At 63.0% G+C, this 24,113-nt stretch carries 22 protein-coding genes; 10 read left to right on the top strand and 12 right to left on the bottom strand.

Annotated elements, in window-relative coordinates; genetic code table 11:
• Nucleotides 1-13: 13 nt before the first annotated feature.
• Together AOT96_RS13645 and dszD are read left to right on the top strand one after the other, a co-directional pair.
• Entirely contained in the window at nt 14-487 is a 474-nt protein-coding gene (locus tag AOT96_RS13645) for a YbaK/EbsC family protein (protein ID WP_065351875.1), read from the top strand.
• A 208-nt stretch (nt 488-695) separates the two neighbouring features.
• Nucleotides 696-1,274, top strand: a complete 579-nt coding sequence (gene dszD, locus AOT96_RS13640) for an NADH:FMN oxidoreductase DszD (protein ID WP_003941189.1) — start codon at nt 696-698, stop codon at nt 1,272-1,274.
• A gap of 52 nt (nt 1,275-1,326) precedes the next feature.
• Here the strand turns inward: dszD and AOT96_RS13635 are convergent, their stop codons facing one another.
• Together AOT96_RS13635 and gabT are read right to left on the bottom strand one after the other, a co-directional pair.
• Nucleotides 1,327-2,772 (bottom strand): NAD-dependent succinate-semialdehyde dehydrogenase, encoded by a 1,446-nt coding sequence (locus AOT96_RS13635; RefSeq protein ID WP_065351874.1) that lies wholly within the window; start codon nt 2,770-2,772, stop codon nt 1,327-1,329.
• Nucleotide 2,773: 1 nt separating this feature from the next.
• On the bottom strand, nt 2,774-4,138 hold the full coding sequence (gene gabT / locus AOT96_RS13630; protein ID WP_007727077.1) for a 4-aminobutyrate--2-oxoglutarate transaminase: 1,365 nt from the start codon (nt 4,136-4,138) through the stop codon (nt 2,774-2,776).
• A gap of 128 nt (nt 4,139-4,266) precedes the next feature.
• On the opposite strand from gabT, the gene AOT96_RS13625 reads away from it, so the two are divergent.
• Nucleotides 4,267-5,784: a PucR family transcriptional regulator gene (locus AOT96_RS13625; protein ID WP_065351873.1), complete on the top strand. Its 1,518-nt coding sequence runs from the start codon at nt 4,267-4,269 to the stop codon at nt 5,782-5,784.
• On the opposite strand, the gene AOT96_RS13620 is transcribed toward AOT96_RS13625, so the two are convergent.
• The 4 genes from AOT96_RS13620 to AOT96_RS13605 form a co-directional block, all read right to left on the bottom strand.
• Nucleotides 5,761-8,952: an NAD-glutamate dehydrogenase domain-containing protein gene (locus AOT96_RS13620; RefSeq protein ID WP_065351872.1), complete on the bottom strand. Its 3,192-nt coding sequence runs from the start codon at nt 8,950-8,952 to the stop codon at nt 5,761-5,763. The genes AOT96_RS13625 and AOT96_RS13620 overlap by 24 nt on opposite strands.
• A gap of 127 nt (nt 8,953-9,079) precedes the next feature.
• Complete coding sequence (locus AOT96_RS13615; protein WP_007727084.1) at nt 9,080-10,768, bottom strand: flavin monoamine oxidase family protein; 1,689 nt, start codon at nt 10,766-10,768, stop codon at nt 9,080-9,082.
• Nucleotides 10,765-11,610: a carbon-nitrogen hydrolase family protein gene (locus AOT96_RS13610; protein ID WP_065351871.1), complete on the bottom strand. Its 846-nt coding sequence runs from the start codon at nt 11,608-11,610 to the stop codon at nt 10,765-10,767. The genes AOT96_RS13615 and AOT96_RS13610 overlap by 4 nt, the downstream gene beginning before the upstream one ends.
• A 133-nt stretch (nt 11,611-11,743) precedes the next feature.
• A complete protein-coding gene (locus AOT96_RS13605; protein ID WP_007727089.1) occupies nt 11,744-12,379 on the bottom strand; it encodes a helix-turn-helix domain-containing protein in 636 nt (211 codons plus the stop codon).
• 146 nt (nt 12,380-12,525) lie between these two features.
• Between AOT96_RS13605 and speB the strand changes: the two genes are divergently transcribed.
• Nucleotides 12,526-13,482, top strand: a complete 957-nt coding sequence (gene speB, locus AOT96_RS13600) for an agmatinase (protein ID WP_065351870.1) — start codon at nt 12,526-12,528, stop codon at nt 13,480-13,482.
• Here speB and AOT96_RS13595 read toward each other — a convergent pair.
• Nucleotides 13,446-14,120 (bottom strand): class I SAM-dependent methyltransferase, encoded by a 675-nt coding sequence (locus AOT96_RS13595; protein WP_065352843.1) that lies wholly within the window; start codon nt 14,118-14,120, stop codon nt 13,446-13,448. The two genes, speB and AOT96_RS13595, sit on opposite strands and share 37 nt — an antisense overlap.
• Nucleotides 14,121-14,211: 91 nt before the next feature.
• On the opposite strand from AOT96_RS13595, the gene AOT96_RS13590 reads away from it, so the two are divergent.
• On the top strand, nt 14,212-14,667 hold the full coding sequence (locus AOT96_RS13590) for a hypothetical protein (RefSeq protein WP_228401782.1): 456 nt from the start codon (nt 14,212-14,214) through the stop codon (nt 14,665-14,667).
• Between the two features lie 163 nt (nt 14,668-14,830).
• Nucleotides 14,831-16,432: an ABC transporter substrate-binding protein gene (locus AOT96_RS13585; RefSeq protein WP_065351869.1), complete on the top strand. Its 1,602-nt coding sequence runs from the start codon at nt 14,831-14,833 to the stop codon at nt 16,430-16,432.
• A gap of 41 nt (nt 16,433-16,473) precedes the next feature.
• Here the strand turns inward: AOT96_RS13585 and AOT96_RS13580 are convergent, their stop codons facing one another.
• From AOT96_RS13580 to AOT96_RS13570, 3 genes are all read right to left on the bottom strand, one after another.
• Nucleotides 16,474-16,878: a 6-carboxytetrahydropterin synthase gene (locus tag AOT96_RS13580; protein WP_041814610.1), complete on the bottom strand. Its 405-nt coding sequence runs from the start codon at nt 16,876-16,878 to the stop codon at nt 16,474-16,476.
• A 7-nt stretch (nt 16,879-16,885) separates the two neighbouring features.
• Complete coding sequence (locus tag AOT96_RS13575; RefSeq protein ID WP_029537469.1) at nt 16,886-17,263, bottom strand: metal-sensitive transcriptional regulator; 378 nt, start codon at nt 17,261-17,263, stop codon at nt 16,886-16,888.
• Between the two features lie 198 nt (nt 17,264-17,461).
• The gene (locus AOT96_RS13570) at nt 17,462-18,208 is read right to left on the bottom strand and encodes a hypothetical protein (protein ID WP_442978609.1); all 747 of its coding nucleotides are present in this window, start codon (nt 18,206-18,208) and stop codon (nt 17,462-17,464) included.
• Between the two features lie 311 nt (nt 18,209-18,519).
• Here AOT96_RS13570 and AOT96_RS13565 point away from each other — a divergent pair, with 311 nt between their 5' ends.
• The 3 genes from AOT96_RS13565 (at nt 18,520) to AOT96_RS13555 (ending at nt 21,857) form a co-directional block, all read left to right on the top strand.
• Nucleotides 18,520-19,950, top strand: coding sequence for an MFS transporter (locus AOT96_RS13565; RefSeq protein WP_041814608.1), 1,431 nt, complete (start codon nt 18,520-18,522; stop codon nt 19,948-19,950).
• Between the two features lie 73 nt (nt 19,951-20,023).
• On the top strand, nt 20,024-20,551 hold the full coding sequence (locus tag AOT96_RS13560) for a carboxymuconolactone decarboxylase family protein (RefSeq protein ID WP_065351867.1): 528 nt from the start codon (nt 20,024-20,026) through the stop codon (nt 20,549-20,551).
• Nucleotides 20,535-21,857 carry an MFS transporter gene (locus tag AOT96_RS13555; RefSeq protein WP_197523637.1) on the top strand — a complete coding sequence of 441 codons (1,323 nt, stop codon included), beginning with the start codon at nt 20,535-20,537 and terminating at the stop codon, nt 21,855-21,857. The genes AOT96_RS13560 and AOT96_RS13555 overlap by 17 nt, the downstream gene beginning before the upstream one ends.
• Nucleotides 21,858-21,936: 79 nt before the next feature.
• On the opposite strand, the gene AOT96_RS13550 is transcribed toward AOT96_RS13555, so the two are convergent.
• Nucleotides 21,937-22,215, bottom strand: coding sequence for a YHS domain-containing protein (locus AOT96_RS13550; protein WP_065351866.1), 279 nt, complete (start codon nt 22,213-22,215; stop codon nt 21,937-21,939).
• Nucleotides 22,216-22,487: 272 nt separating this feature from the next.
• On the opposite strand from AOT96_RS13550, the gene AOT96_RS13545 reads away from it, so the two are divergent.
• A complete protein-coding gene (locus AOT96_RS13545) occupies nt 22,488-23,447 on the top strand; it encodes a DMT family transporter (RefSeq protein WP_065351865.1) in 960 nt (319 codons plus the stop codon).
• On the opposite strand, the gene AOT96_RS13540 is transcribed toward AOT96_RS13545, so the two are convergent.
• Nucleotides 23,437-24,111, bottom strand: a complete 675-nt coding sequence (locus tag AOT96_RS13540; protein ID WP_050656006.1) for a TetR/AcrR family transcriptional regulator — start codon at nt 24,109-24,111, stop codon at nt 23,437-23,439. The two genes, AOT96_RS13545 and AOT96_RS13540, sit on opposite strands and share 11 nt — an antisense overlap.
• Between the last annotated feature and the right edge of the window lie 2 nt (nt 24,112-24,113).

Genomic DNA, 24,113 nt, shown 5'->3' with positions numbered 1-24,113 from the left:
CTAGTCTGAACTCATGACGAGCCTCCTCCACCCCAACGCCTCGCACGTCGCCGAAACACTGATCTCACGGGGTCACCACGGCGTCATCGTCACGCAGCCCGAAGCCACGCACACCGCGGCCGAGGCAGCGGCGGCCGTCGGGGTGGAGGTAGGCGCGATCACCAAGTCGCTCGTGTTCCTTCTCGACGACGATCCGGTCCTACTGTTGGTCTCCGGCGCACATCAGGTCAATCTGAAAGCCACCGGCGAACGCCTCGAAGGCAAGCTCACGCGGGCGCCGCTGGAAATGGCGAAGTCGGCAACGGGCCAGCCGATCGGTGGGGTCGCTCCGCTCGGGCATCCCACCAACCTGCCGACGTACGTCGATACCGCCCTCGAGCAGTACCCCGAGTTGTGGGCAGCCGCCGGGCACCCCAACACCGTCTTTCGCACGACGTACTCCGAACTCCTCCGAATCACCGCCGGCCTCGCCGTCGACATGGACTGAAGCACTTCAGCCAACCCGGTCCGAAACCACTCAGACGTGCGTCCACCTATAGTTGGACGCACCATGTGCACTGCAACCAGGACCCCGGCCGGCAACCACTGGCGTCGACGGCACGTAGATCTGTGCCGCACCGACGCCTGTCTGTGTATGCCGAGCGCAGTCACCTCGACCACACCGCACACCTCGAGTTCCAGCCGGAGAGTTCCCGTTGTCTGACAAGCCGAATGCCGTTTCCAGCCACACCACCCCCGACGTCCCCGAAGTAGCAGCGACGCCCGAGTTGTCCACCGGCATCTGCGCCGGTGACTACCGCGCTGCGCTTCGCCGCCACCCCGCCGGTGTCACCGTCGTGACCCTCGATTCGGGTACCGGCCCGGTGGGTTTCACCGCCACCTCGTTCTCGTCCGTCTCCCTCGAGCCGCCGCTCGTCTCGTTCAACATCGCGGAGACGTCGTCGAGCATCAATGCACTCAAGGCAGCCGAGTCCTTGGTGATCCACCTTCTCGGCGAACATCAGCAGCATCTGGCCCAGCGCTTTGCGCGTAGTGCCGATCAGCGTTTTGCAGACGAGTCACTGTGGGCAGTGCTCGACACCGGGGAGCCGGTGCTGCACGGCACCCCCAGCTGGATGCGCGTCAAGGTCGACCAGCTGATCCCTGTCGGCGACCACACGCTGGTCATCGGACTCGTCACGCGGGTTCACGCCGAAGAAGACGACGAATCCGCTGCCGCGCCCCTGCTCTACCACGAGGGCAAGTACTACCGCCCGACTCCGTTAGGTCAATAGACAACTGTGCGCCTTTATTAACCGCCCGCGGTTAATAAAGGCGCACAGCAAGTTAGAGCGCTACGTACTTTGTATCGAGATACTCGTCGATACCCTCGGTTCCGCCTTCACGGCCGAAGCCCGATTCCTTCACCCCACCGAACGGCGCGGCAGCATCGGAGATCGCGCCGCGATTGACGCCCACCATGCCGGTGTCCAGCTTGGCCGAGACGCGCATCGCACGGTCGATGTCGCGAGTGTAGAAGTACGCCACGAGACCGTACTCGGTGTTGTTCGCAGCCGCGATCGCTTCGTCTTCGGTGTCGAAACCGACCACTGCCGCAACGGGTCCGAAGATCTCTTCCTTCAGCAGGCGCGCGTCGGCGGGCACCTGGTCGAGGACCGTCGGGGTGAAGAAGAACCCGGGGCCTTCGGGTGCCGATCCACCGGTGCGAACGCGAGCACCCTTGGACACGGCGTCGTCGACGAGTCCGGTGACGGTTGCGAGCTGCTTGGTGTTGATCAGCGGTCCGATGTTGGTGCCCTCGGCGTCACCGGCGCCCACCTTCAAGGCCGCAACCTTGGCGGTGAACTTGTCGGTGAACTCTTCGCGCACCGAGTTGGCGACGTAGATGCGGTTGGCCGCGGTGCAGGCCTCGCCGCCGTTACGCATCTTCGCGAGCATTGCGCCGTCGACAGCTGCGTCGATGTCCGCGTCGTCGAAGACGATGAACGGCGCATTGCCACCGAGTTCCATCGACGTGCGGAGCAGCTTGTCAGCAGCATTGCGCACCAACAACTTTCCGACGCCAGTGGAGCCGGTGAAGGTGACCTTGCGCAGACGCGCATCTTCCATCAGCGGTCCACTGATGGAGGCCGCGTCGGACGTCGGGAGGATCGAGAGCACACCGTCGGGCAGACCGGCATCGGCGAACACCTGACCGAGGAGCTGCATGGTCAGCGGCGTGTCCTCGGCGGGCTTGACGATGATGGTGCAACCGGCAGCCAGCGCCGGTCCGATCTTGCGTGTGCCCATGGCGAGCGGGAAGTTCCACGGGGTGATCGCGAGGACCGGTCCGACGGCTTCCTTGGTGACCAGGATGCGACCGTTGCCGGCCGGAGCCTGCGTGAAACGTCCACCGATGCGTACTGCTTCCTCGCTGAACCAGCGCAGGAATTCGCCGCCGTAGTTGACCTCACCGCGGCTCTCTGCCAACGACTTACCCATTTCCAGGGTCATCATCAGCGCGAAGTCCTCGGCGCGGGCGTGCAGCAATTCGAAGGCGGTGCGCAGGATCTCGCCGCGTACACGTGCCGGAGTGGCCGCCCAGTCTTCCTGCGCCGCAGCGGCGAGGTCGAGCGCACGGATACCGTCGGCAGCGGTGGCGTCGGCTACCTGGGCGAGTTCCTCACCCGTTGCCGGGTTGTAGACCGCAAAGGTCTTCCCGGCCGGGACGAGCTTGCCGCCGAGCCAGAGACCCTTGGGTACCGAGTCGAGAAGATCCGAGACGTTGGACATGTCAGTTCCCCTGTGCTGCAGTGCGGATAGCGGTCTCGAGGACGGTCAACGCGTCGTCGAGCAGCTCTTCGGAGATGACCAGCGGCGGGAGCAGACGGATGACGTTGCCGTAGGTACCGCAGGTGAGGATCACGACGCCGGCAGCGAGGCATTCGGCGGCGATCTTCTTGGTGATGTCTGCGTCCGGCTCCTGCCCACCGGGCTTGACCAGCTCGATGGCGAGCATCGCGCCGCGACCGCGAACGTCACCGATGACGTCGAGTTCCTTTGCCAGTGCGTTCATTCGGCCGACGACGGTCGACTCGATGGTGCGTGCGCGGCCACAGAGGTCGAGCTCACGCATCTGGTCGATGGACGCCAATGCAGCGGCGCAGGCGACGGGGTTACCGCCGTAGGTGCCACCGAGGCCGCCGGGGTGGACAGCGTCGATGAGCTCGGCGCGGCCCGTGACAGCGGCGAGCGGCATGCCGCCTGCGATGCCCTTGGCGAGCGTGACCAGGTCGGGGACGATCCCCTCGTGATCGCTGGCGAACCAGGCGCCGGTACGAGCGAAGCCTGCCTGAACCTCGTCGGCGATGAAGACGACGCCGTTCTCCTTGGCCCACGCGACGAGCGTCGGGAGGAATCCTTCTGCGGGAACGATGAATCCGCCCTCACCCTGAATGGGCTCGATGAGGATGGCGGCCGTGTTGGCAGCGCCGACCTGCTTCTCGATCATCGTGATGGCGCGCTGTGCGGCCTGCTCACCGGTGATCTTGGAGCCGTCGACATTGAGGCCCTCGCGGTACGGGTAGGACATCGGGACGCGGTAGACCTCGGGGGCGAACGGACCGAAGCCGCTCTTGTACGGCATGGACTTCGAGGTCAGTGCCATCGTGAGGTTGGTGCGGCCGTGGTACGCGTGGTCGAAGACGACGACTGCGTCGCGACCGGTTGCGTGACGGGCGATCTTGACGGCGTTCTCGACGGCTTCTGCGCCGGAGTTGAACAGCACGGAACGCTTCTCGTGGTCACCGGGGGTGAGCTCGGCGAGACGCTCGGCGACCTCGACGTAGCCCTCGTACGGAGCGACCATGAAACAGGTGTGAGTGAAGTGCGCGACCTGATCCTGAACTGCGGACACGACGGCCGGGTTGGAGGCGCCGACGCTGGTCACCGCGATACCGGCACCGAGGTCGATCAGCGAGTTGCCGTCGACGTCGACGATGACTCCGCCGTCTGCGTCGGCGACGTAGACCGGGAGGGTGGATGCGACGCCGGCGCCGACGACCTTCTTACGGCGTTCGGCGAGCGCAGCCGAGCGCGGGCCCGGGAACTCCGTGACGATGCGACGCTCCTGCGGAAGCCGGTATTCGATTGCACTCATGTGACCACCCTCTCGGTTGTGTATTGCATTCGAGTATGCGACGCGCGAAGCATCGCAAGCACTGCCGAAATGGACACCCGGAGCTCCAGGGCTACTCCATATCGGCAACGACAGCTAGCCTTGATCAGGTGACGGTTCCGATCTCGTGGCTCTTGCGCCAGAAACACCTCTCGCTGGCTCTGCTCACCGACCGAGCAGCTGCCACCCACCCCGTCACGTTTGCGCAGGCCACAGAGCTGACGGACCCCACCCCGTGGCTTTCCGGCGGCGAATTGGTGCTCACCACCGGGCTGGCACTGGTGGGCGCGGACGCCACCGACTACAGCGAGTACATCGACCGTCTGGCCGCCGCAGAAGTATCGGCTCTGGGTTTCGGGACCGGCCTTTCCCACGAGAGTGTGCCCACAGACCTGATTGCCGCCGCCCGCAGCCGCGGACTCCCCCTGCTGGAAGTGCCGTTCACGACCCCGTTCGCGGCAGTCACGCGCGCGGTGATGACCCGTCTGAGCCAGCAGGAGTACGAATCGGTACTCCGCGCGGCAGAAGTACAGACGCGCATCACCCGCGTTGCACTGCGCGGTGGCGTGTCTGCCATCGTGCGTGAACTAGCCACGGCCACAAAAACTTCGGTGGCGTTTGTCGGTGATCGGATCACCGCGGTGCATCCGGCAAACCAGAAGTCGTTGATCACCGAGGTTCGCGCGGTCGCGGCCACCACCCGCGATCCCAACGCTCCGGCGTCGATCTCGCAGAGCACACCCGAACGGACGCTGACACTGTCCCCCGTCGGCGTCACCGACAGTTGGCACGGCTACCTCGCCATGGCGGGCGCCGGGCCCCTGAGCAATATCGACAGAGTGTTGCTCGGGCATGCGGTCTCGCTGCTCACTCTCGAACTCGAGAAACCGGTTCGACTACGGGCCGAGCGAACTCGACTCAACGCCATGGCTTTCGGGCTCTTACTCGACGGCCGAATCCCCGAGGACGGTGTGCCGTCGTACTTGGACGAGGCAAGCGACACGCACGGCAACATTCGTGTCGTCCACGTTCGCGGATCCGGACTCGGCCCAGTTCTTCGCGAACTCGACAACGCTCTCGCGCGAGCAGGCCGGCCGTTGTTCGCGCAATCCGAGGACGGTTCGCTGACCGTCCTCCTCCGCGGAACCGACACAATCGACACCGCCAAAACACTACTGGCGCAGCTCTCCCCCACCGAAGCGAAAGCCGTGCGTGCCGGAATCAGCACCCCTCACCGTCTTCTGGACGCACCGCGCGCACTCGTCCAGGCCCGCGCCGCGGCCAATCTCACGACGGCCACTGCCCGCATTCTCGAGTTCGACGCTCTGAGTGGTTCGACGATTCTGGCATCCGAGCCTGCCCGTGAGGCACTGATCGCAATGGCTGCGGACACCATCCCGGTGCTGACCGAACACGACCAGGCACACGGAACCGCACTGGCCGCGTCTTTGCGCGCCTATCTCGAGGCAAACGGCCAATGGGAATCGGCCGCAGCCGAACTCGGTGTTCATCGGCACACCCTCCGAGGTCGCATCGCACGCATCGAGGAACTGCTGCAATGCGACCTCGGACAGGCCAGGGTCAGAGCCGAACTGCTGCTATCGCTACTCGCCTGGGAGGGCCGCTGAACCCTCCGCGGCGTGTACCGAAGCGAAGCTCGACGCACCGCGGACGAGTAGTTCGAGTTCGGCGTCGACCGTGCAGAGACGGGCGGTGTCCAGCGCTCCGCTGCGGCTCACGCTCGACATCAAAGCCGTGAACCGGCGCACCGCTTGCGGATTGGCGGCGGTCCACAACTCGACGACCTCCGGAATACCTTCACCGAGCGCACCGGACACGAGGTCCGCGAAACGCGCCGTCAACCTGGCATGGACGGCAGCGCTGCCCATGACCTCCCAATGCGAGGCACCGACGGCGACGTCGACGCCGCCGAGAACATCGCCCAGATCGAGAGCGTCGGAGAGTTCCCGATAGATCGCGGCTGCGGCCGCGGCCGTCGTATTCTCCTGCAGTGCAATGTCTGCCAGGGCGAGTGCTCCGAAAGACGCCTCGATGCGCTCGCTGGCCGGCAAACCGTCGGTGAGTTCCCGCACCGGGGCTGCCCACCGATCGATGTCGGCGCGCGGGTTCACGGTGAACCGGCCGGCTGCTCCCGGACGACGCAACACCCAGCTCATCTCGGATTCCAACAACTGCTGCAAGCGATCGAGAGCCTGCAACTGCTCGGTGGCGCGCAGCTCCGAGTTCAAGATCTCGCGCCGAAGTTCCTCGGTGCCGAGCACTTCGCTGACTACTGCGTAGGCCAGAGCCGCTTCCGGACTGTGGACTCCGAGGTGTTCCTCGAGCCGGAACAGCACGCCGGGGCCGACGCGGTTGACCAGTTCGTCGACAACCGAGGTGATGATGATGTCGCGGCCCAACCGATGTGCGCGGACCGCGTCCGGTGCTGCCTCGACGACGGAGAGCGGGAAGTACTGCGGGAGACGATCGGCGAAGATCTGATTGTCCGGGACGGTCGACGCCCCCAATTCCGCCGTCAGTACGTTCTTCGACTGCGCCACCAGCACAGCAAGTTCCGGCCGCAGGAGACCCTGCCCGGCACGCGCCCTGACCGCCAGCGCCTTGGAGTCGGGCAGAGATTCTTCCAGTCGCTTCATGGCGCCCGCCGAGACGAGGTTCTCGATCAACCGCTCGTGCTGATCGAGCAGGGCCGGTGCGCGGTGCTCGGCCAGGCTGATCGCGAGGGTCTGATCTTCACTGGCCTCGAGCACCGATGCGGCCACCTCGTCCTGGGCCGCCGCGAGTAGTTCATTGCGCGAGGTCGCTTCCAACTCTGCGAGTGCGATCTTGATGTTGACCTCACGGTCCGAGGTAGCCACGCCTGCCGCGTTGTCGATGAAGTCGGCGTTGATTCGTCCTCCGCCAGCGGCATATTCGATGCGGGCACGCTGGGTGAAACCCAGGTTGCCGCCCTCACCCACCACGGTTGCACGCAACTCGTCAGCGCTGACGCGAACTGCGTCGTTGGACGGATCGGCCGCGTCGACGTTGCTTTCGGTCGACGCTTTCACGTAGGTACCGACGCCGCCGTTCCACAACAGGTCCACCGGAGCACACAGGATCGCTCGGATCAGTTCCTGCGGGGTCAAGTTCTCCTCGGTGATTCCGAGGGCCGCACGCGCCTCGAGCGGAAGGCGGATCGACTTCGCGCTCCGCGGCCAGACGCCACCGCCCGGCGACATCACGGTGCGATCGAAGTCGTCCCAGGACGAGCGCGGCACGGTGAAGAGGCGAGCGCGTTCGGCAAAGCTCGTCTCGGTGTCGGGGTTCGGGTCGATGAAGATGTGGCGGTGATCGAATGCCGCGACCAGACGGATCTTGTGCGAGAGCAACATTCCGTTGCCGAACACGTCGCCGGACATGTCCCCGATACCCGCGACGGTGAACGGATCGGTGTCGACATCGAGGTCGCGCTCGGCGAAGTGCCGTCGAACCGCTACCCAGGCGCCGCGAGCGGTGATGCCCATCGCCTTGTGGTCGTATCCGGCCGAACCGCCGGAAGCAAAGGCGTCGCCGAGCCAGAAACCACGCTCGACAGCGATGCCGTTCGCGACGTCCGAGAACCGCGCGGTCCCCTTGTCTGCTGCCACGACGAGATAGGAGTCTTCACCGTCGTACTCGATTACTTCTGCCGGGTGTACCGCAGCGCCGTCGACGATGTTGTCCACCACGTCCAGCAAGCCGCGAATGAAGGTGCTGTAAGACTCCTGCACCTGCGCGGGGGTTGGTGACGACGTGCCCCGAACCACGAACGCGCCCTTGGCTCCCGAAGGAACGATCGGCGAATTCTTCACGCTCTGGGTCTTCATGAGACTCAGAGCCTCGGTGCGGAAGTCCTCGTATCGATCCGACCAACGCAGGCCACCACGGGCGACGGAGGAACTACGCAGATGCACGCCTTCGACATTGGGTGCGCTGACGTAGATCTCGCGGAAGGGAACGGTCTTCTGCGGAGTGGAGAGCAACTGCGAGTCGATCTTGAACGACGCGTACGGCAGCGGTTCGCCGCTCTCACCGCGCAGGTACCAGTTGGTGCGCAGAGTCGCCTGCAGGAACGAACGCACGCCGCGCAAGACGCGATCCTCGTCGAGAGTGTCTGCACCGTCGACTGATTCGTCGATAGCTGCCGTTGCGGTAGCCACAGCTGTCTCACGCACACCCGCCACGGCGGGGTCGAAACGCGCGGTGAAAAGTTCGATTGCCTGCCGTACGAAGAGTGGCTTCGCTGCCAACACTCCGACGATGTAGCTCTCGGACAAACCGATACGAGCCTGAGCGAGGAAACGGCACGCAGCGCGCAGCAACTCTGCATCGCGCCAGGTGATGTCTGCTCGTCCGATCAGACTGGAGAACGCATCCATCCGGGTCTGTCCGGCGATGACGGCTTCGAAGGCGTCCGCCATCTTCTCCAGCGCACTGCCGTCGAAGGTGCTCGGCTCGAAGGTGAAGTAATGCGCAGAACCCAGAACGGTCGGAAGCGGGCGGTGCGTCGAAACTCGGAGTCCGAGAGACTCGAAGTTCTCGCACAGATCGGAGAGGGAGGGCTCTCCGGACGGCCACAGCACCACGCAGGTCAGATCGTCACTGTTCAGGTTGTCACCCTGACGGAAGACGAGTCGCTGGCCCGCTGCGGCCAATTCGGCGACCAGTTCGAGCGCCGGGTCACCGGATCGATCACCGCCTGCCGATCTCGATTCTGCAGCTGCGGTCTTGGTCGCCGATGATGTGCTCGCCATTGAACACCCTCCTGGAAATTATTGGATCCGAACACTTTCCAGTGTTGCGTGGATCACCGGAAAGAGGTCGTGCCCGATAGGAGTACCAACCCCCATCGGGCACGACATTTCGGCAGTTGCGGTGAGCTCAGTCGCCCAACCTGATCGGAGCGAGCTCCTCGAACACGTCGCCGGGTCCGGGATTCTCGGCAGGCGCAGCGCCGCCGAGATGGTTGACGACGCCCCATACCGCGTTGATCGCGGTCTGGATCGCGCCCTCAGCCCAGCCGGCGGTCCACGACACGTCGTCACCGGCGAGGAAGATTCCCCGATGACGCGGTTCGAGATCATTCTGCACGAAGTGGGAGAACAGGCGCTCCTGGTAGCGGTAGTGCCCCGGAAGGTTCGCCTTGAATGCGCCCATGAAGTCGCGCTCGGTTTCCCACGACAGCGTCACCGGGCTCGAGATGATGTGGCTGCGGAAGTCAACGCCGGGGTAGATCTCTTCGAGAGAGCGCAGCATGATGTTCATGCGCTCGGTGGCGTCGAGCGCCAGCAGCTTCAGCGAATCGTCCGACCAGGTGTACGACAAGCAGATCAGGCCTGGCTTGCCCTCGCCTTGATCCAGCAGGTAGGTGCCGCGACTCATACGGTCGGTCAGTGTCATCGACACCGAATCACGGCCGGTCACGGGGTCCTTGTCCTTCCAGAACGGGCGGTCGACGAGAACGAACACCTTGGTCGAACCCATGTAGTGAGTTCGCTCGATCGCAGTCCAGTGGTCGATCGGGAACAGATCGTCGTCACACCTGATATTGTTCAACAGCATCCAACTCTGCACTGTCACAACGGCACTCGCATACGTGCGAATGAAACCTTCGGAGTCGGTGACCGTGATGTTGCCGGGCTCGGTACGCCGGAGTTCGGTGACGCGGGGACGCGTCTCACCGTCGTTGAGCGAAGCGACCGTAGTACCGGCAGGCCAATGCGCCATGTGCGCCGGGGCGCGGTTCCACAACCGCATCGGCAGCTGCTGCGATCCACCGACGATGCCGCGGTGGTCGTCGTCGGCGGCCGTGATGACCACACGAAGGATTTCGAGGATCGAATTGGGGTAGTCGGTATCCCAACCGCCCGTACCGAATCCGACCTGTCCGAACACTTCCCGCATGTGGAAGGACTTGAAGTGCTTCGACGCGGCGAGGAATCCGTAGAACGTCTGGTCGTCGTAGCGCACCACGAGGTCGTTCCAGATCCGCTTGATTTCTGCGGTGTCGCGGTCACGAATGGCCTGCTGCAACGGAATCAGATCGGCATGCTCTTCGAGAGTGCGCTGCCAGGCCTGCGCCACCTCGGTGTAGATCGGCGGCAGATCCTCGAGAGTGTGCGCGTAGTGGCTCTCACCCTTGAGATCGATGACCGTGCTCGGTGTGACCTCGGCAAGGGGATTGGGGAACTCTTCGGTCTGCAGACCCAGTTCGTTCAGGTAATGGAACAACGTCGTCGACGACGGTGGGAAACGCATTGCGCCCATCTCGGCGACAACCCCGGGGTGCCCGTCGAACTCGACCGACCGCATCCGGCCGCCGATCTGATCGGCTTCGTAGACAATCGGTTTGAGACCGATCTTGAGCAACTCGTAGGCCGCGATCATGCCGGAGAGTCCGCCACCGATCACGGCAACCTCGGTACCCAGTGCCAGGTCGGGCACCGAGCCGAGTCCCGCCGGACTGGAAACGTAGTCGTCGTACGGGAACGGAAAATCCGGTCCGAACATCGTGAGGGGCGGCTGCTTGCCGGGTTCCGAGGAACTGTCCGGAGCTACTGGGATGGTCATCTACGGTTCTCCTTGGAGACAGTCGTGACAGGAAGGTCTGGATACAGATCGAGGCGTCGATCGTCGAGATGTGTATTGAGAGTGCGCGATTGCGCGACGGTGGCGGCGGCGATGTCCGCGAAGAGCAATTCCTGGTCGCCGCCGGCCCTCGCCAACTCGGCACCGTCGGGCGCGATGGCGCACGAGAGACCGCAGTAGGTCAGCTCGGTTTCGGCGCCGCAGCGATTGACGTAGGTGACAAACATCTGACTCTCGTATGCGCGGGCCGGAACCACTTGCTGCGCAATGTGTTCGTACGGAGTCATCAACCCTGTCGGCACGATGAGCCATTCGGTACCGGAGTCGGCATGGGCCCGAACCGCTTCCGGAAATTCCACGTCGTAGCAGATCAACAATCCGCAGCGGATGCCCTCGAAATCGAACCCGACCACCAGGGTCTCACCTGGCCGGAAATGTTCGCGGTCGAGCGTGCCGAACAGGTGTGTCTTGCGGTAGTGCGCAAGCGAAGAGCCATCGCGGTCCACCACCTGCACACTGTTGTAGACATCTCCCCCGTCGAGTTCGGGGTAGCCGTAGACGACTGCGATGCCGGCGCTTCGAGCAATCGCGGCGACGGAATCGAAGATGGGGCCGTCGGCCGGTTCCGCGCGTAGCGACACCAGTTCGCCGATGTCGTAGCCGGTTGCGGACATCTCCGGCGTCAGCAGGATCTTCGCACCGGATGCTGCAGCCTCGCGGGCAGCAGTGTCGATTGCAGCGAGGTTGAACTCCACCGACGCAAAGGTGTCCGGGGTGGTGAGCGGACCCTGGAACAGGCCAACTCGAACTGAATCGACATGCATGGTGCGCTCCTTCAGGAGTTCCGTGACGCCAATTTTCGACGGTGTATGTGACGGGGACAACTACCAGCGTGACGGGTGCCGCCAATCATGTCAACTCTTGTTTCCCAAGAATCAACATTCACGGATTCGAGTCTCACGAAGACGACGCGCGGGGCCCTTCCGGCAATGCCGGATTCAAGACCCACAGAACCTTCGCCAGAACCGAGCCTTCGGCCTGAAAACTATGGTTGTGCGTCGGCGTGAATGTGAAGGAATCGCCCGCCGCAAGTACGACGTCTTCGGCATCGACGGCCTCACCGTTCGGATCCGTCCGACCGCCCTCGAACGAGACCCGCAAGCCGCCCTCGAGCACGTGCACGAAGTTCACGTCGATCGGCAGACTGTAGAACTCCCGACCACTTCCGCCGCCTGGTTCCAGCTCGCCGAGCAGCACCTGGATTCGACGCTCGTTGGTAGGCGTGAGCAGGTACTCCGTCATCTTTTCGCCACCGAAGCTGATTTGCGGCATGGCGTCGGCGCGGACTACTTCACCGGCGGACGCATTCTCGAACAGGGATCCGACAGGGATCTCGAGCACCGCGCACACCTTGATCAGGGTCGCCACCGACGCGTTGACGTGATCGCGCTCGAGTTTCGAGAGATACCCCTTGGTCACACCACAGGCCTCGGCCAGGTCGTCGAGGGTCAACCGCTTCGATTGACGTGCCGCCTTGAGCCTCGCCCCGATGCGCGGTCCGACCGGCTCGACCGCTTCCTTCGCCTTGGCCACTGAACCCACTCCTTCACGACCGCCGTGTCCCTTTCAGGAAACAGGGGTTGACAACCGAGCCTCTTGAAGAAACCATACTTGCTCAGAGAGCTACATCACTGAAGGGCGCCCGGTGTGCGCCGAATCGAGAGCAGGGACCTCTGCACATGGCTACCAACAACCCCGGATCGTTCATCGGACCCGTCGACGCCACGCGCGTCCCCCGCTACGCCGAGCCGACCACCTTTGCGCGTCTCCCGCGCCTGGAGGAGGTCTCGCGCGCCGACGTGACAATCCTCGGCATCCCCTTCGATTCGGGTGTCAGCTACCGCCCCGGTGCCCGGTTCGGTCCGGGGCACATCCGCGCTGCGTCGAAGCTGCTGCGTCCGTACAACCCAGCGCTGAAGGTCTCGCCCTTCGCCAACCAGCAGGTAGCCGATTTCGGCGACATCGGCGTCAACCCCTTCGACATCCAGGAAGCTCTCACGACGGTTCAGTCCGCCGTCACCGACCTGCGCGCCGACGGTTCCTCCGTGCTCACGCTCGGCGGCGATCACACCATCGCACTGCCGATCCTGCGTTCACTGGCCCGCGATCACGGCCCGATCGCCGTCCTGCACTTCGACGCTCATCTCGACACCTGGGACACCTACTTCGGTCAGCCTTTCACCCACGGCACCCCCTTCCGCCGCGCCAGCGAAGAGGGCCTGATCGACATGGAGCGTTCGCAGCACATCGGCATCCGTGGACCGCTCTACAGCGAGAAGGACCTCGAAGACGACCGCGTCCTCGGCTTCCAGGTGATCCGCAGTGACGACTACGAGGTCGACGGTGTCGCCAGCATCGTCGAGCGCATGCGTAAGCGCCTCGACGGTGGCCCGGTGTACGTCTCCGTCGACATCGACGTACTCGATCCCGCCCACGCTCCGGGCACCGGAACACCCGAAGCGGGCGGCATGACCTCTCGCGAATTGTTGAACACACTGCGTGGGTTGGTGGGACTCAACGTGGTCGGCGCCGACATCGTCGAGGTAGCGCCGGCGTACGACCACGCCGAGATCACCGGTATCGCAGCGGCTCACGTCGCTTACGAGTTGCTGTCGGTACTCGCACTCAATCGCTGAAGCAGCACAACGGTATCCGTCGTGTGATGCATCTCGGGGTTCGCGGGAAGATCACGTTCCCGCGACTCCGAGACCAACACCTTCCAACCATCGGTGAACAGCGACTCCACGTATTCGGGTGTATGGAGCATGGCCCGATGGTGCTCGGTCGGCGACTCGTGAGGTGAGTGGCCCACGATCAGCAAATGCCCGCCGGGCGCGACCAGATCTCCGAGAGCACGGAACAATTCCCCGCGCGCGGGTTCGAGCATGTGGAAGTACTGCGCGGACACCAGATCGAACGAGCGCCCCTGCGGATCCCACTTCGTCAGGTCGGCTTCCAGCCATTCGATGTCGACGCCCTCGCCCTCGACATGAGCCTGGGCGCGGCCGAGCGCAACCGACGAGATGTCGGTGCCGGTGACCTTCCACCCGCGACGCGCCAACCACAAAGCGTCGGCACCTTCGCCGCAACCGACGTCGAGTGCCGTGCCCGGTTCCAGGTCGGAGGCTTCGGCAATCAACTGTGGGTTGGGATTTCCGCTCCAGCGCGCGGGGCGTTCCTCGTACAGCGAGTTCCAGAACTGTGCGTCCGCCTTGGCGTACGGATTCTCGGTGGTATCGGAGTTTTCGTGGTGATTGTGGTGTTCGTGGCTCATGCACCCAGGATGAACGACCTTCCACAACTCACGCAACCATCTTTGCTGAAACAGCAACTTCTCCATTTCGACGCCCTGCTAACGTCACGTCGTGGCCGGTGGATTTCCCGTGTTTCGTCTCTACTGCAACTCAGCAGGCCCATACGTTTTGTGTTGTGCGCATTTCCCCGAGTTCACCGGTTCGAACTCGGACGAAGAGTTCAGCGTCCAGCAGAGCTTCGACCGCGCAGTCGAGAAGATTCTGCGCGATGCATCCTTCGAACCGACTACCTTGACTTTGGTCGGCGAGCAGCAGGGCTATCCCGTCGGAGACCGACTGTTCGATACGACAATTCCGCGTACCGGAACCGTCTCGTACGCGTTCCAAGAAGCCGGACCGCCGTGGATCGTTCTCGGCCTTGATGTTTCGGCGGACGAATTCTGGTCCGAAATCGACGACGACGCAGACCTCCACGGTCTCGGCCCCACCTCCCCGTTGAGGTCAGTTCCAGCAACCGTGCTCACGGAGACCGGGTGGCCACGACGAAGTGACCTCGACTCCCCGTGAACTGAACCAGAACTCCAACCTTCGTGAAATCGAACAAAAATCCGCCCGATTTTCGTGAGGATCGACCGAGATGCCCGTCACGTCCTACGCCAAGATTTAGCGGTCACACTCGACTGCGCCCTCACGATTCACTCCCGGGCCCCGGCTCCTTCACGGAGGCACAATGAAACACCGCTCCTATTCGACGCTTGCCGCGACCGCGGGGCTCGCGCTCGTATTGTCGGCTTGCAGCTCGGGAGGCACGTCCTCGGGCTCCGGCGGCGGTGAGCCTCTGACTGACGGAACCTTCCGGTACGCGTTGCAAGGCGATCCGGGTGCACTCAACCCGATCATGTCCGGCTCTGCGGCAACCGCGGAAATTTCGAAGCTGGCGTACGACTCCTTGGTCTACCAGGATCCTGAAACCAGTGAATTCAAACCATGGTTGGCCGAGAAGTGGGAAGAAACGCCGACCTCCGCGTCCTTCACCATTCGTGAAGGCGTGACCTGTACCGACGGGTCGACGCTGACTGCACAGACCGTCGCGAACAACATCAACTTCGTAGCCGATCCAGCCAAGGGTTCACAACAACGCGGCACCACAGTTCCCATCGGCGCTTCGGCCACTGCCGATCTCGCCACCCGCACCATCACGGTAACCACTCCGGCGCCGACCCCGTTCCTCCTCCTCACCATCAGTCGCCTCCCGATCATGTGCGATGCCGGACTCGAAGATCCGACCGCCTCGAACAACAAGTCGCTGGGCTCCGGCATGTTCGAAGTCACCGAAGTCTCGGCCAATGACCACTACACGTTCGAGCGTCGTGACGGTTACAGCTGGGGGCCCGACGACACCACCTCCGACACACCGGGTGTCCCCAAGACAGTCATAGCTGTCATGGCACCCAATGTCAGCACCGCAGCAAACCAGCTTCTCTCAGGCGAACTGAGCGCATCTCCGATCGCCGGTCCGGACAAGGATCGCATCGATGCCGCCAATTTCGACTCGGTCCAGCGCCCACTTCCCGCCGGTCAGATGTACTTCAATCAGATTGCGGACAATCCGACCAGTGATCCCGCCGTTCGAAAAGCTCTCGTCCAGGCTGTCAATCTCGACGATCTCGCTGAAGTCATCACTGGCGGCCAGGGCACCCGTGCAACAAGTCTTGTCTCCGTCGAGCCCCGAGCCTGTGTGTACGACTCTGTCGCAGGCAACATTCCGGACTTCGACCTCAGCGCAGCTGAGGCAACACTGGACGCTGCAGGTTGGGTCGCCGGCTCCGACGGCAAACGAAGCAAGGACGGAAAGCCGCTGACCCTCCGCCTCTTCTACGCTGCCGGCGAAGATGCGCGCAGCGCGGCAGCCGAGCTCACCCAGTCGGCATGGTCCGACCTCGGTGCGACCGTCGAGGTGACAGGAGCCGACCAGACCAAGGTTGTCGACGTCATGCTCAGTGGCAAGGACAACAACCAGTGGGACATCGCGTGGATCCAGATCAACAATTCGGTTCCCAGCGGGTTCGTCCCGTTCTTCTCCGGTCCTGCTCCGGCAGCAGGTAAGAACTTCTCTTCGATCAACAACCCCGCCTACGAAGCAGCCGTTGCCAAGGCATCCGGCTTGACCGGCGAAGAAGCGTGCGCGGAGTGGGCAGACGCCGAGTCACAGATCACCAAAACGGTGTCCGCAGTCCCGTTTGCAGATACGGTCTTGAGCTTCTACTTCAACAAGGCCGGACTCGCATTCGGTAAGACCTTCATCGGTTCTGCGTTGCGCCTCTACCAGTAGGCCGGTCGACCGAAGGCGGTGCGTCAACGAGATACGTCAGATCATTGTGATCTGACGTATCTTGTTGCCACACCGATCGTCTCGTTGTCGAGTTCGACGTAGGTCAGCTGAGGAATGCTGGACGCAAGTTCACTGAAAGCCCACTTCGCGACATTCTCGAATGACGGACGGAAATCGAAAATCTCCGGCCAGGCACCGCTCGCCAATTGCTCGGCACATCGATCGACGGACTCGTCCAGAGCGTCCGTGTCGACAAACCATCCACGTTCTCCGAGTTGGTCGTCCTCGAACGAGAACGCCACTCGCATCGTCACGCGAAATCCCTCGGCAGGCATCAGCGGCGGCAAGTTCTTCGCGTCCCGCACCGGTGCCGGAAGCCCCTGCCTCACAGCGAATGTACGACGGATCTCGATACTGAACATGCGCACCAAGGTATCAATGTTCATCACAATTCTATGAGCGGACCAATCGCGCAATCGCGTCGTTTGCTTCTTTGATCTTCGCGTCCGCCTCGGGCCCACCGGCAACAGCGGCTTTGACGACGCAGTGGCCGATGTGGTCCTCGAGCAGGCCCATGGCCACCGCCTGGAGGCCCTTGGTCATCGCCGACACCTGCGTCAGGATGTCGATACAGTACTTGTCCTCGTCGACCATGCGCTGCAGGCCGCGAGCTTGACCTTCAATGCGACGCAGACGCGCCAGGTAGTCGCCCTTGGCGGTGATGTAGCCGTGCGAATCTCCCGTGCAGCACACATCGCCGGTCGTATCATTGCCTTGGACACTGTTTGGGGCACTGCTTGGAGCGTTGCCCACTTCTGTCGCTTCCGACATTCGATGTCCTCCTGTTCGTCAACGCGTGACTTCGCAACAATTCTCGTTACCGGGGCGATGTGCGGCGACTCTTCGACTTCCGTTGTCTTGCAGAGCAATCACTGCGCACATCGCCACGCATTTCGCTACTGCACGAACAGATGGATGCATGGCGATTGCCCATGCCCGTTTTCCCGTTGCTGCGAAACGCATTCGGTTTCAGTGCCCGTGGTGCGCGTGGCTCGAGTGTTCGGCCCCAGGCGTGGTCGCTTTGTCGGCCGTCAGCGTGAATTCCGCCGTACGCACCACTCCGCCGTGCTTGAAGTCCAAAAACAACCGGTAATCCTCGGCGCTCGGCATGTTGGCGTAGAAGGTGATTGCCGGTCCGGCCGGCGTGAGACCGTCACCGGGGTAGCCGTCCGGATGGACATGGAGATAGGCGAGGTCGGAGGCACGCAACGCGACCAGATGCCCGTATGCGGCAAGGTAGGGCTGCAAGTCTGTGACCGGGATTCCGTCACGACTGACCGAGAGTGTGAGCTTCGATGTCTGCCCTGCGTGGGCCGCGCCTTCGAGAGAGACTGCGTAGCCGTCGACCGTCGTGGCGGCAGTAGCGGCGGGCAACGGCCGAGGATCATAGGATCCGGCGACGCGCACATCCGCACTGAGCGTGATTCCGTCACCGCCGTCCGGAGTGAAATCAGCGAATACTCGATAGTCTCCCGCATGATCGAAATCGACTGACACATGCCAGTTTCCGTTCTCGTCCAATTCGGGATGCACGTGCTGGAATCCGGTCAGGTCCAGACCGACCACGATCAGATGCAACTGCTTGTCGTGGGTGTCCGTGTACCGGGTCAACGGAGTTCCAACCGGATCCAGGATCCGGAACTGCAAGGGGACATGGCTGCCGACGGCCGCCTCCGACGTTGCCAATTCCAGTGTGTAGCCGTTGTCGCTGAACATCTTGCCCTCCAAAGTTTGGGTCGGCAGCACTTTCGTTGCCGTCTGCGTCAGGTTCTGCACTCCTTGACATCGAACCTGTTGCAATTTGTACCATACCCCCCTAGGGTATGCAACGAACTACTCGAACACCCTGAATTCACTCGAAGGAGATCCGATGCGCATCTACACAGAGCGCCGGCCGAATGAGTTCCAAGAGCAGCATTTCCCCGTGCACCCCAACGAAGCGCTGCGCCGATGTCACCCAGGCCCGCTTACGACACCCCTTGACCACACAAGCATCACCTATACCCCGTACAGGTAAGGAACTCAGAATGTCCACACAACCGAAATCCACCCGTAAGTGGTGGGCGTTGGCGTTGATCGCCGCCGCTCAGTTCATGGTCATCATGGACACCTCCATCATCGGCGTCGCTCTCCCCCAGATGCAGAGCGATCTCGGCTTTTCCCAAGAAGGCCTGACCTGGGTCTTCAATGCGTACGTCATCGCGTTCGGCGGGCTACTCCTCCTCGGCGGCCGCCTGTCCGACCTGTTCGGCGCCCGCAGAGTGTTCTCCGCTGGTTGGCTGATCCTGCTGATCGGTTCCGTTGTCGCCGGTGCCGCCGGTAACGTCGCCGTCGAACTTGCGGGCCGCGCAGTTCAGGGTGCCGGTGCCGCACTCATCGCGCCGTCGGCGCTCACCTTGCTGATGATGCTGTTCGGCAGCACGCAGAAAGAGATGACCAAGGCGCTGTCCATCTACGGCGCTGCCGCCCCGGCCGGCGGTACGGCCGGCGTGTTCCTCGGCGGCGTCATCACCGAATACACCAGCTGGCCTTGGGTGTTTTACCTCAACATTCCCATCGCTGTCATCGCGCTGATCGCTACTCCCCTCCTGATGCCGAACGCACCGGCACGTACCGGGTCGATCGACTTCCTCGGCGCACTCGCTGTCACCGCAGGTCTTGCTGTCGGAGTCTTCGGCATCGTCAGAGCACCTGATGTCGGATGGGGATCCGGGCAGACGTGGCTGGCGCTCGCCGTTTCGGCCGCTCTGTTGGGTGCATTCGTGTTGATCCAGTCCAAGCGTCGGGAACCTCTGGTGCGTCTGGGAATCTTCAAGGCGCCCAACCTCGGTGCCGCGAACATCGCTCAGCTCGTCCTCGGCGCTGCCTGGATACCGATGTGGTTCTTCCTGAACCTGTACCTGCAGCAAGTGCTCGGATACAGCGCCTTCCCGGCCGGTGCGGCGCTGCTGCCGATGACGATCTTCGTCATGCTCGGCATGGTCGTCGTGGCACCACGGGCCATGGCACGCTTCGGTGCAAAAGCGATGATCGTGACCGGATTGCTGGTACTGGGAATCGGTTTGGGTTGGATGTCGTTGATCCGGCCCACCGGCAACTTCTGGGTCGACGTACTGCCGGCATCGCTCGTGGCTGCGGCAGGTATGACGCTGGCGTTCATTCCCTCACTCGGTACGGCGATTTCGGCTGCGCGCCCGGAAGAGGGCGGATTGGCTTCCGGCATCGTCAACGTCAGCTACCAGGTCGGCTCGGCTGTCGGCCTCGCGGTGATGACCGCGATCGCAGCAGTGTTCGGCGCTGATCAACTCGGTGACCTGACGGAGTTGACGAACGGTTTCTCCGCCGTGTTCCTCGGAGCAGCCGCCATCGCAGTGGTTGGCGCAGCAATCACCGCGATCGTGATGCGGTCGACCAAGGTCGACGATCCTCGACCCGTTCAATCCACCGTCAATTCTTGACCAACTCCGGTGGTGGGTTCGGCCGGCTGTCACCAGCCGAACCCACCACCGGCGGAACCACTTAGGACTCGTTATGTCGCGCCTTGCTTCTCTCACGCCCACCACCGCTGTCGGTGCATCGAAAGACCTTCTCGCCGAACTCGTCAACCGTCACGGACAGGTCGGTGACATGGTCGCGGCGATGGCTCATTCGCCCGCTGTGCTGGGCGGCTATCTGCAACTCAGCCGAGCAATGAAGCGAGCGAAACTGAGCCGCAAGATCACCGAGCGAATCTCTATCGCTGTGCAGGTCCAGCAAGGTTGCGCTGTTTGCCTCGAAGCCCACGTGGCCGCCGCGCACGCCAACGGCGTCGAGGCGGACGAGATCGAGCGTGCCCGCGCGGGCACCTCGGCCGATCCCGCCATCGCGGCAATGATCGACCTCGGGCTTCGCGTCTATCGGGAGCCTGCCTCGATTTCAGACGAACACATCACGAGCCTTCGAGCGCACGGCTACGGTGATCGCGAGATCGCCGACGTAGTCGGAATCGTCGCCCTCAATGTCCTGACCGGAGCTTTCAATCTTGTCGCGGGAGTGAAACCAAATGAACCGGATCGCTAACTCCGCACCGGAACGGAACAGCCTGCGTCTGTTCTTGATTCGCGACTATCGCCTGCTCTTCAGCGCCCAGATCATCGCGCTGTTCGGCACCGGGTTGGCGACGGTTGCGCTGGGTCTACTCGCCTACGAACTCGCCGGACCGAGCGCCGGAGCCGTGCTGGCCACCGCGCTGACGATCAAGATGTCCCTGTACGTCGTGATCGCTCCACTCGCGGCGGCGTACGTAGACCGGTTGCCGAGACGGGCTTTCCTCGTTGTCCTCGACGCCATTCGCGCAGCGGTCGTGATCGCATTGCCCTTCGTCAGCGAGATCTGGCACATCTACGTGCTGGTGGGCGTTCTCCAAGCTGCGTCGGCAGCGTTCACTCCCACGTTCCAAGCGGTCATCCCTGACATCGTGACCGACGAGGCCGATTTCACCCGCGCGCTGTCGGCATCGCAGGTCGCTTACACGATGGAAAGTCTGCTCAGCCCTGTTCTTGCCGCAGTCGCTCTGTCCTTCATGACATTCAACCTGTTGTTCGTCGCCACCTCCGTGGGCTTTGCCGTCTCGGCACTGCTCGTGCTGGCCACCCGAATCCCCAACGCTCGCCGAAGTACTCACCGCAAGGCGTGGGATCGGATCGCGTCGGGGATGCGGATCTTCGTGACCACGCCGCGACTGCGCGGCATCATGGCACTCAATCTCGTGGTGGCAGCAGCCGGATCGATCGTGGTGGTCAACACCGTCAACTACGTCCGCGACGAGCTCGGTGGAACCCAATCCGACGTGGCGTGGATGCTTGCCGCGTCAGGCACCGGCACGTTGGTGACCGCGCTTCTTCTTCCACGCGTTCTCGACAGAACCGCTGAACGTACCGTGATGACAGCAGGTTCCGTTGTCCTGGTCGTCAGCGCCGGCGCGGCAGCAGCCCTCGCCGTGGCCGGTGTATTCACGTGGATGCTCACTGCCGCAGTGTGGGCGCTCGTCGGCGCCGGCATGGCCATGATCGTCACTCCGACCGGAAAAGTACTTCGGCGCTCCGTCGAACCCGCAGGCATACCGGAGGTGTTCGCAGCCCAGTTCTCCCTGTCGCACCTTGCCTGGCTTGTCACCTATCCGATCGCCGGATGGGTTGGTTCGAGCGCGGGATTTGCGGTCACCTGGAGCGTCCTTGCAGCGCTTGCCGCAGTGGGAGCCGTTGCAGGATTTGCACTTTGGCCTCGGGAGACAGTTGCTGAATTGCCCGGACAGGCGACGTATGAAACCACGCGAGGCCAATGCACCTTGGCGACAACCCAGTGCGCATGCGCTCGCACCGTCTGATGTCGACGGTCTGCCCGAACCTCGATTGGGCCTCAACGAAAGTGGTGGTGCAGCCATCGCCTGCACCACCACTTTTCGCTCAACTCACGTCGGCGTACTTCCTCGGATTTGCGTCGAATCGAGGACCACATCCCTTGCAGCAGAACCAGTACCGATTTCCTTCGAAGTCACGGAACAGGCCTTCCGCTTCGGCACGCGCCTTCTCGATCACGCTGCCGGGCATGACCCGACATTCGACGAGTTCACTACTGCCAGCGGTGAGTAGGTCTTTCCCACCGGTCGGCATCGCCGAACCGACAGCGCCGACATCGCCTTTGGCGTCAGACTTCGGGGTGTTGCCACAGCCACAACTGCTCATTGGGATTCCTGTTCTTTTGCGGGACGGATGTGGCCCGCAAGCGAGCCCGATACAACCGCCAGTATACCCCCTATAGGTATATTTTACTGAGCCTGAGGGTGCGTTCAGTTGACATCTCGCCGTATAAACCGTTGCAGGATAGGGAATCTACCGTCGCTGGATCCCCGCTCGTCTGCAGCATCATGACACAGTCAACCCTATACCTACTGGGGGTATAGGGTAGGTCTGGCATCGACCATCCATGTCCGCGAGGTCGTCGGCGAAGAGGAGCAATGAAGAATTGGAAAGCAATCGGCAGCAGCCGATTCGCCGTAGTTGGAGCTTTGCTGTTGGTCGGCATGCTCTGGGGAAGCTCGTTCCCCCTGGTTGCTGTGGCAGCACCAACTCTCGGCGCCGTCGGCACGACGCACGGCCGCTTCATTGTTGCAGCGTTGGTTCTCGCGCTGATAACTGCTTCCAGCAGATCGACCTGGCGCGCGGTCGGTCATCGGTTTCCTGCATTCCTACTGCTGGCTGCCCTCAACGTCGCTGGGCCCCTGACACTTGTCGCAACTGCGATCGTCGGCCTCAACTCGTCGACGGCGTCGATCCTGAATGCCACGACTCCGATGTTCACCGTATTCGTCGCCGCTTTCTGGCTTCGACAAAAGATCACCTGGCGAAAACTCTCGGGGGTCGCGATCGGCATCGTCGGCGTCTCGGTGCTTGTCGGCGGAATTCCGTCAACGATCGACAGTCGCGCAATGCTGGCCATTGGCGCATCTTTGACCGCGGCGCTGCTGTACGCAGTCGGAGGTGTCTACGCACGAAAGTCGTTCCAGGACACTCCACCCCTGACGCTGGCCCTCGGCCAGCAACTTGCCGCGGTCGCCCTCTTGGTGCCGGTGTCCGCCGTCGCTCCCCCTCCGGGGCCCATAACCGTCGGCCCACTCATCGCCGTGGTAGCCCTGGGGCTGGGGGCTACCGCCGGTGGCTACCTGGTCTACTTCTGGATAATTCGTCAGGCGGGTCCAGTCGCGGCATCGGCCGTCACTCTTCTCGTTCCGATTTCGGCATCAGCCATCGGAGTGCTGTGGTTGAACGAGCCTGTTACCTTCGCGCTCGTTGGCGGTCTTGTCATCATTCTTGCCGGAGTCGGCTTGCTCCTGGATCTTCCGCCGACGCGAGATCCATTGCGCAGGGTTGCCCCGGACCGGGCGGCTAGCGCGGACAAACGGCCGGTCAGCGGCTGATCGGAGCCGTCCAAAGCCCGACCAGCGCGTCGACGAGGTCGGTCGTGAAGTCCTCCCATGACGTGACCGCGTCCGGCCCCTCTTCGGCAAGCGTGCGCTCACGTTCGGCGAACATGTGCACGATCGCATTGCGTCCGATGTCCGCGCGGGCGCGTCGAACACTCATCGGCATGTCGGCCAGACAGTCAGAGAGTCCCCGAAGCGTCTCCTGCAGGGTGGGCGAGGCCAGTACCTCGTCGTAGACGATTTTCCGCAGGACCGGGTCGGTGAGAATCTGTGCACTGAACCGCGCGTACCAAGTCGGGCCACCCATTTCGGCGTAGTGATCGGTCGACGCCCGAACCAGACACGAAATCCAGTCACGAACGTTTGTGGACCCTTCGATCTCACACAGCAGTGCGCCACGCTTCTTCTCGACCTGCTGGGAATGCTTGTTCACGATCGCGCGGACCAGATCGGTCTTGGTCCCGAAGTGATATCCGACGGCAGCATTGTTGCCCTGACCTGCCGCCTCGCTCACCTGACGGTTCGAAACCGCGAAGACACCGTGCTCGGCGAACAACTGCTCGGCGACGGCGAGAATGCGGTCTCGGGTTGCAGCAGAGCGCGCGGAATTTGCGGCGCCGCCGACGTCGGCCGACGCGTCCTCAGTCCTCGTAGTCATGG

This window comes from Rhodococcus sp. 008 (assembly GCF_001682295.1).
Classification (GTDB): domain Bacteria; phylum Actinomycetota; class Actinomycetes; order Mycobacteriales; family Mycobacteriaceae; genus Rhodococcus_F; species Rhodococcus_F qingshengii.
Note: the sequence above shows the minus strand (reverse complement) of the source record. Positions and strands in the feature narration are given on the sequence as shown.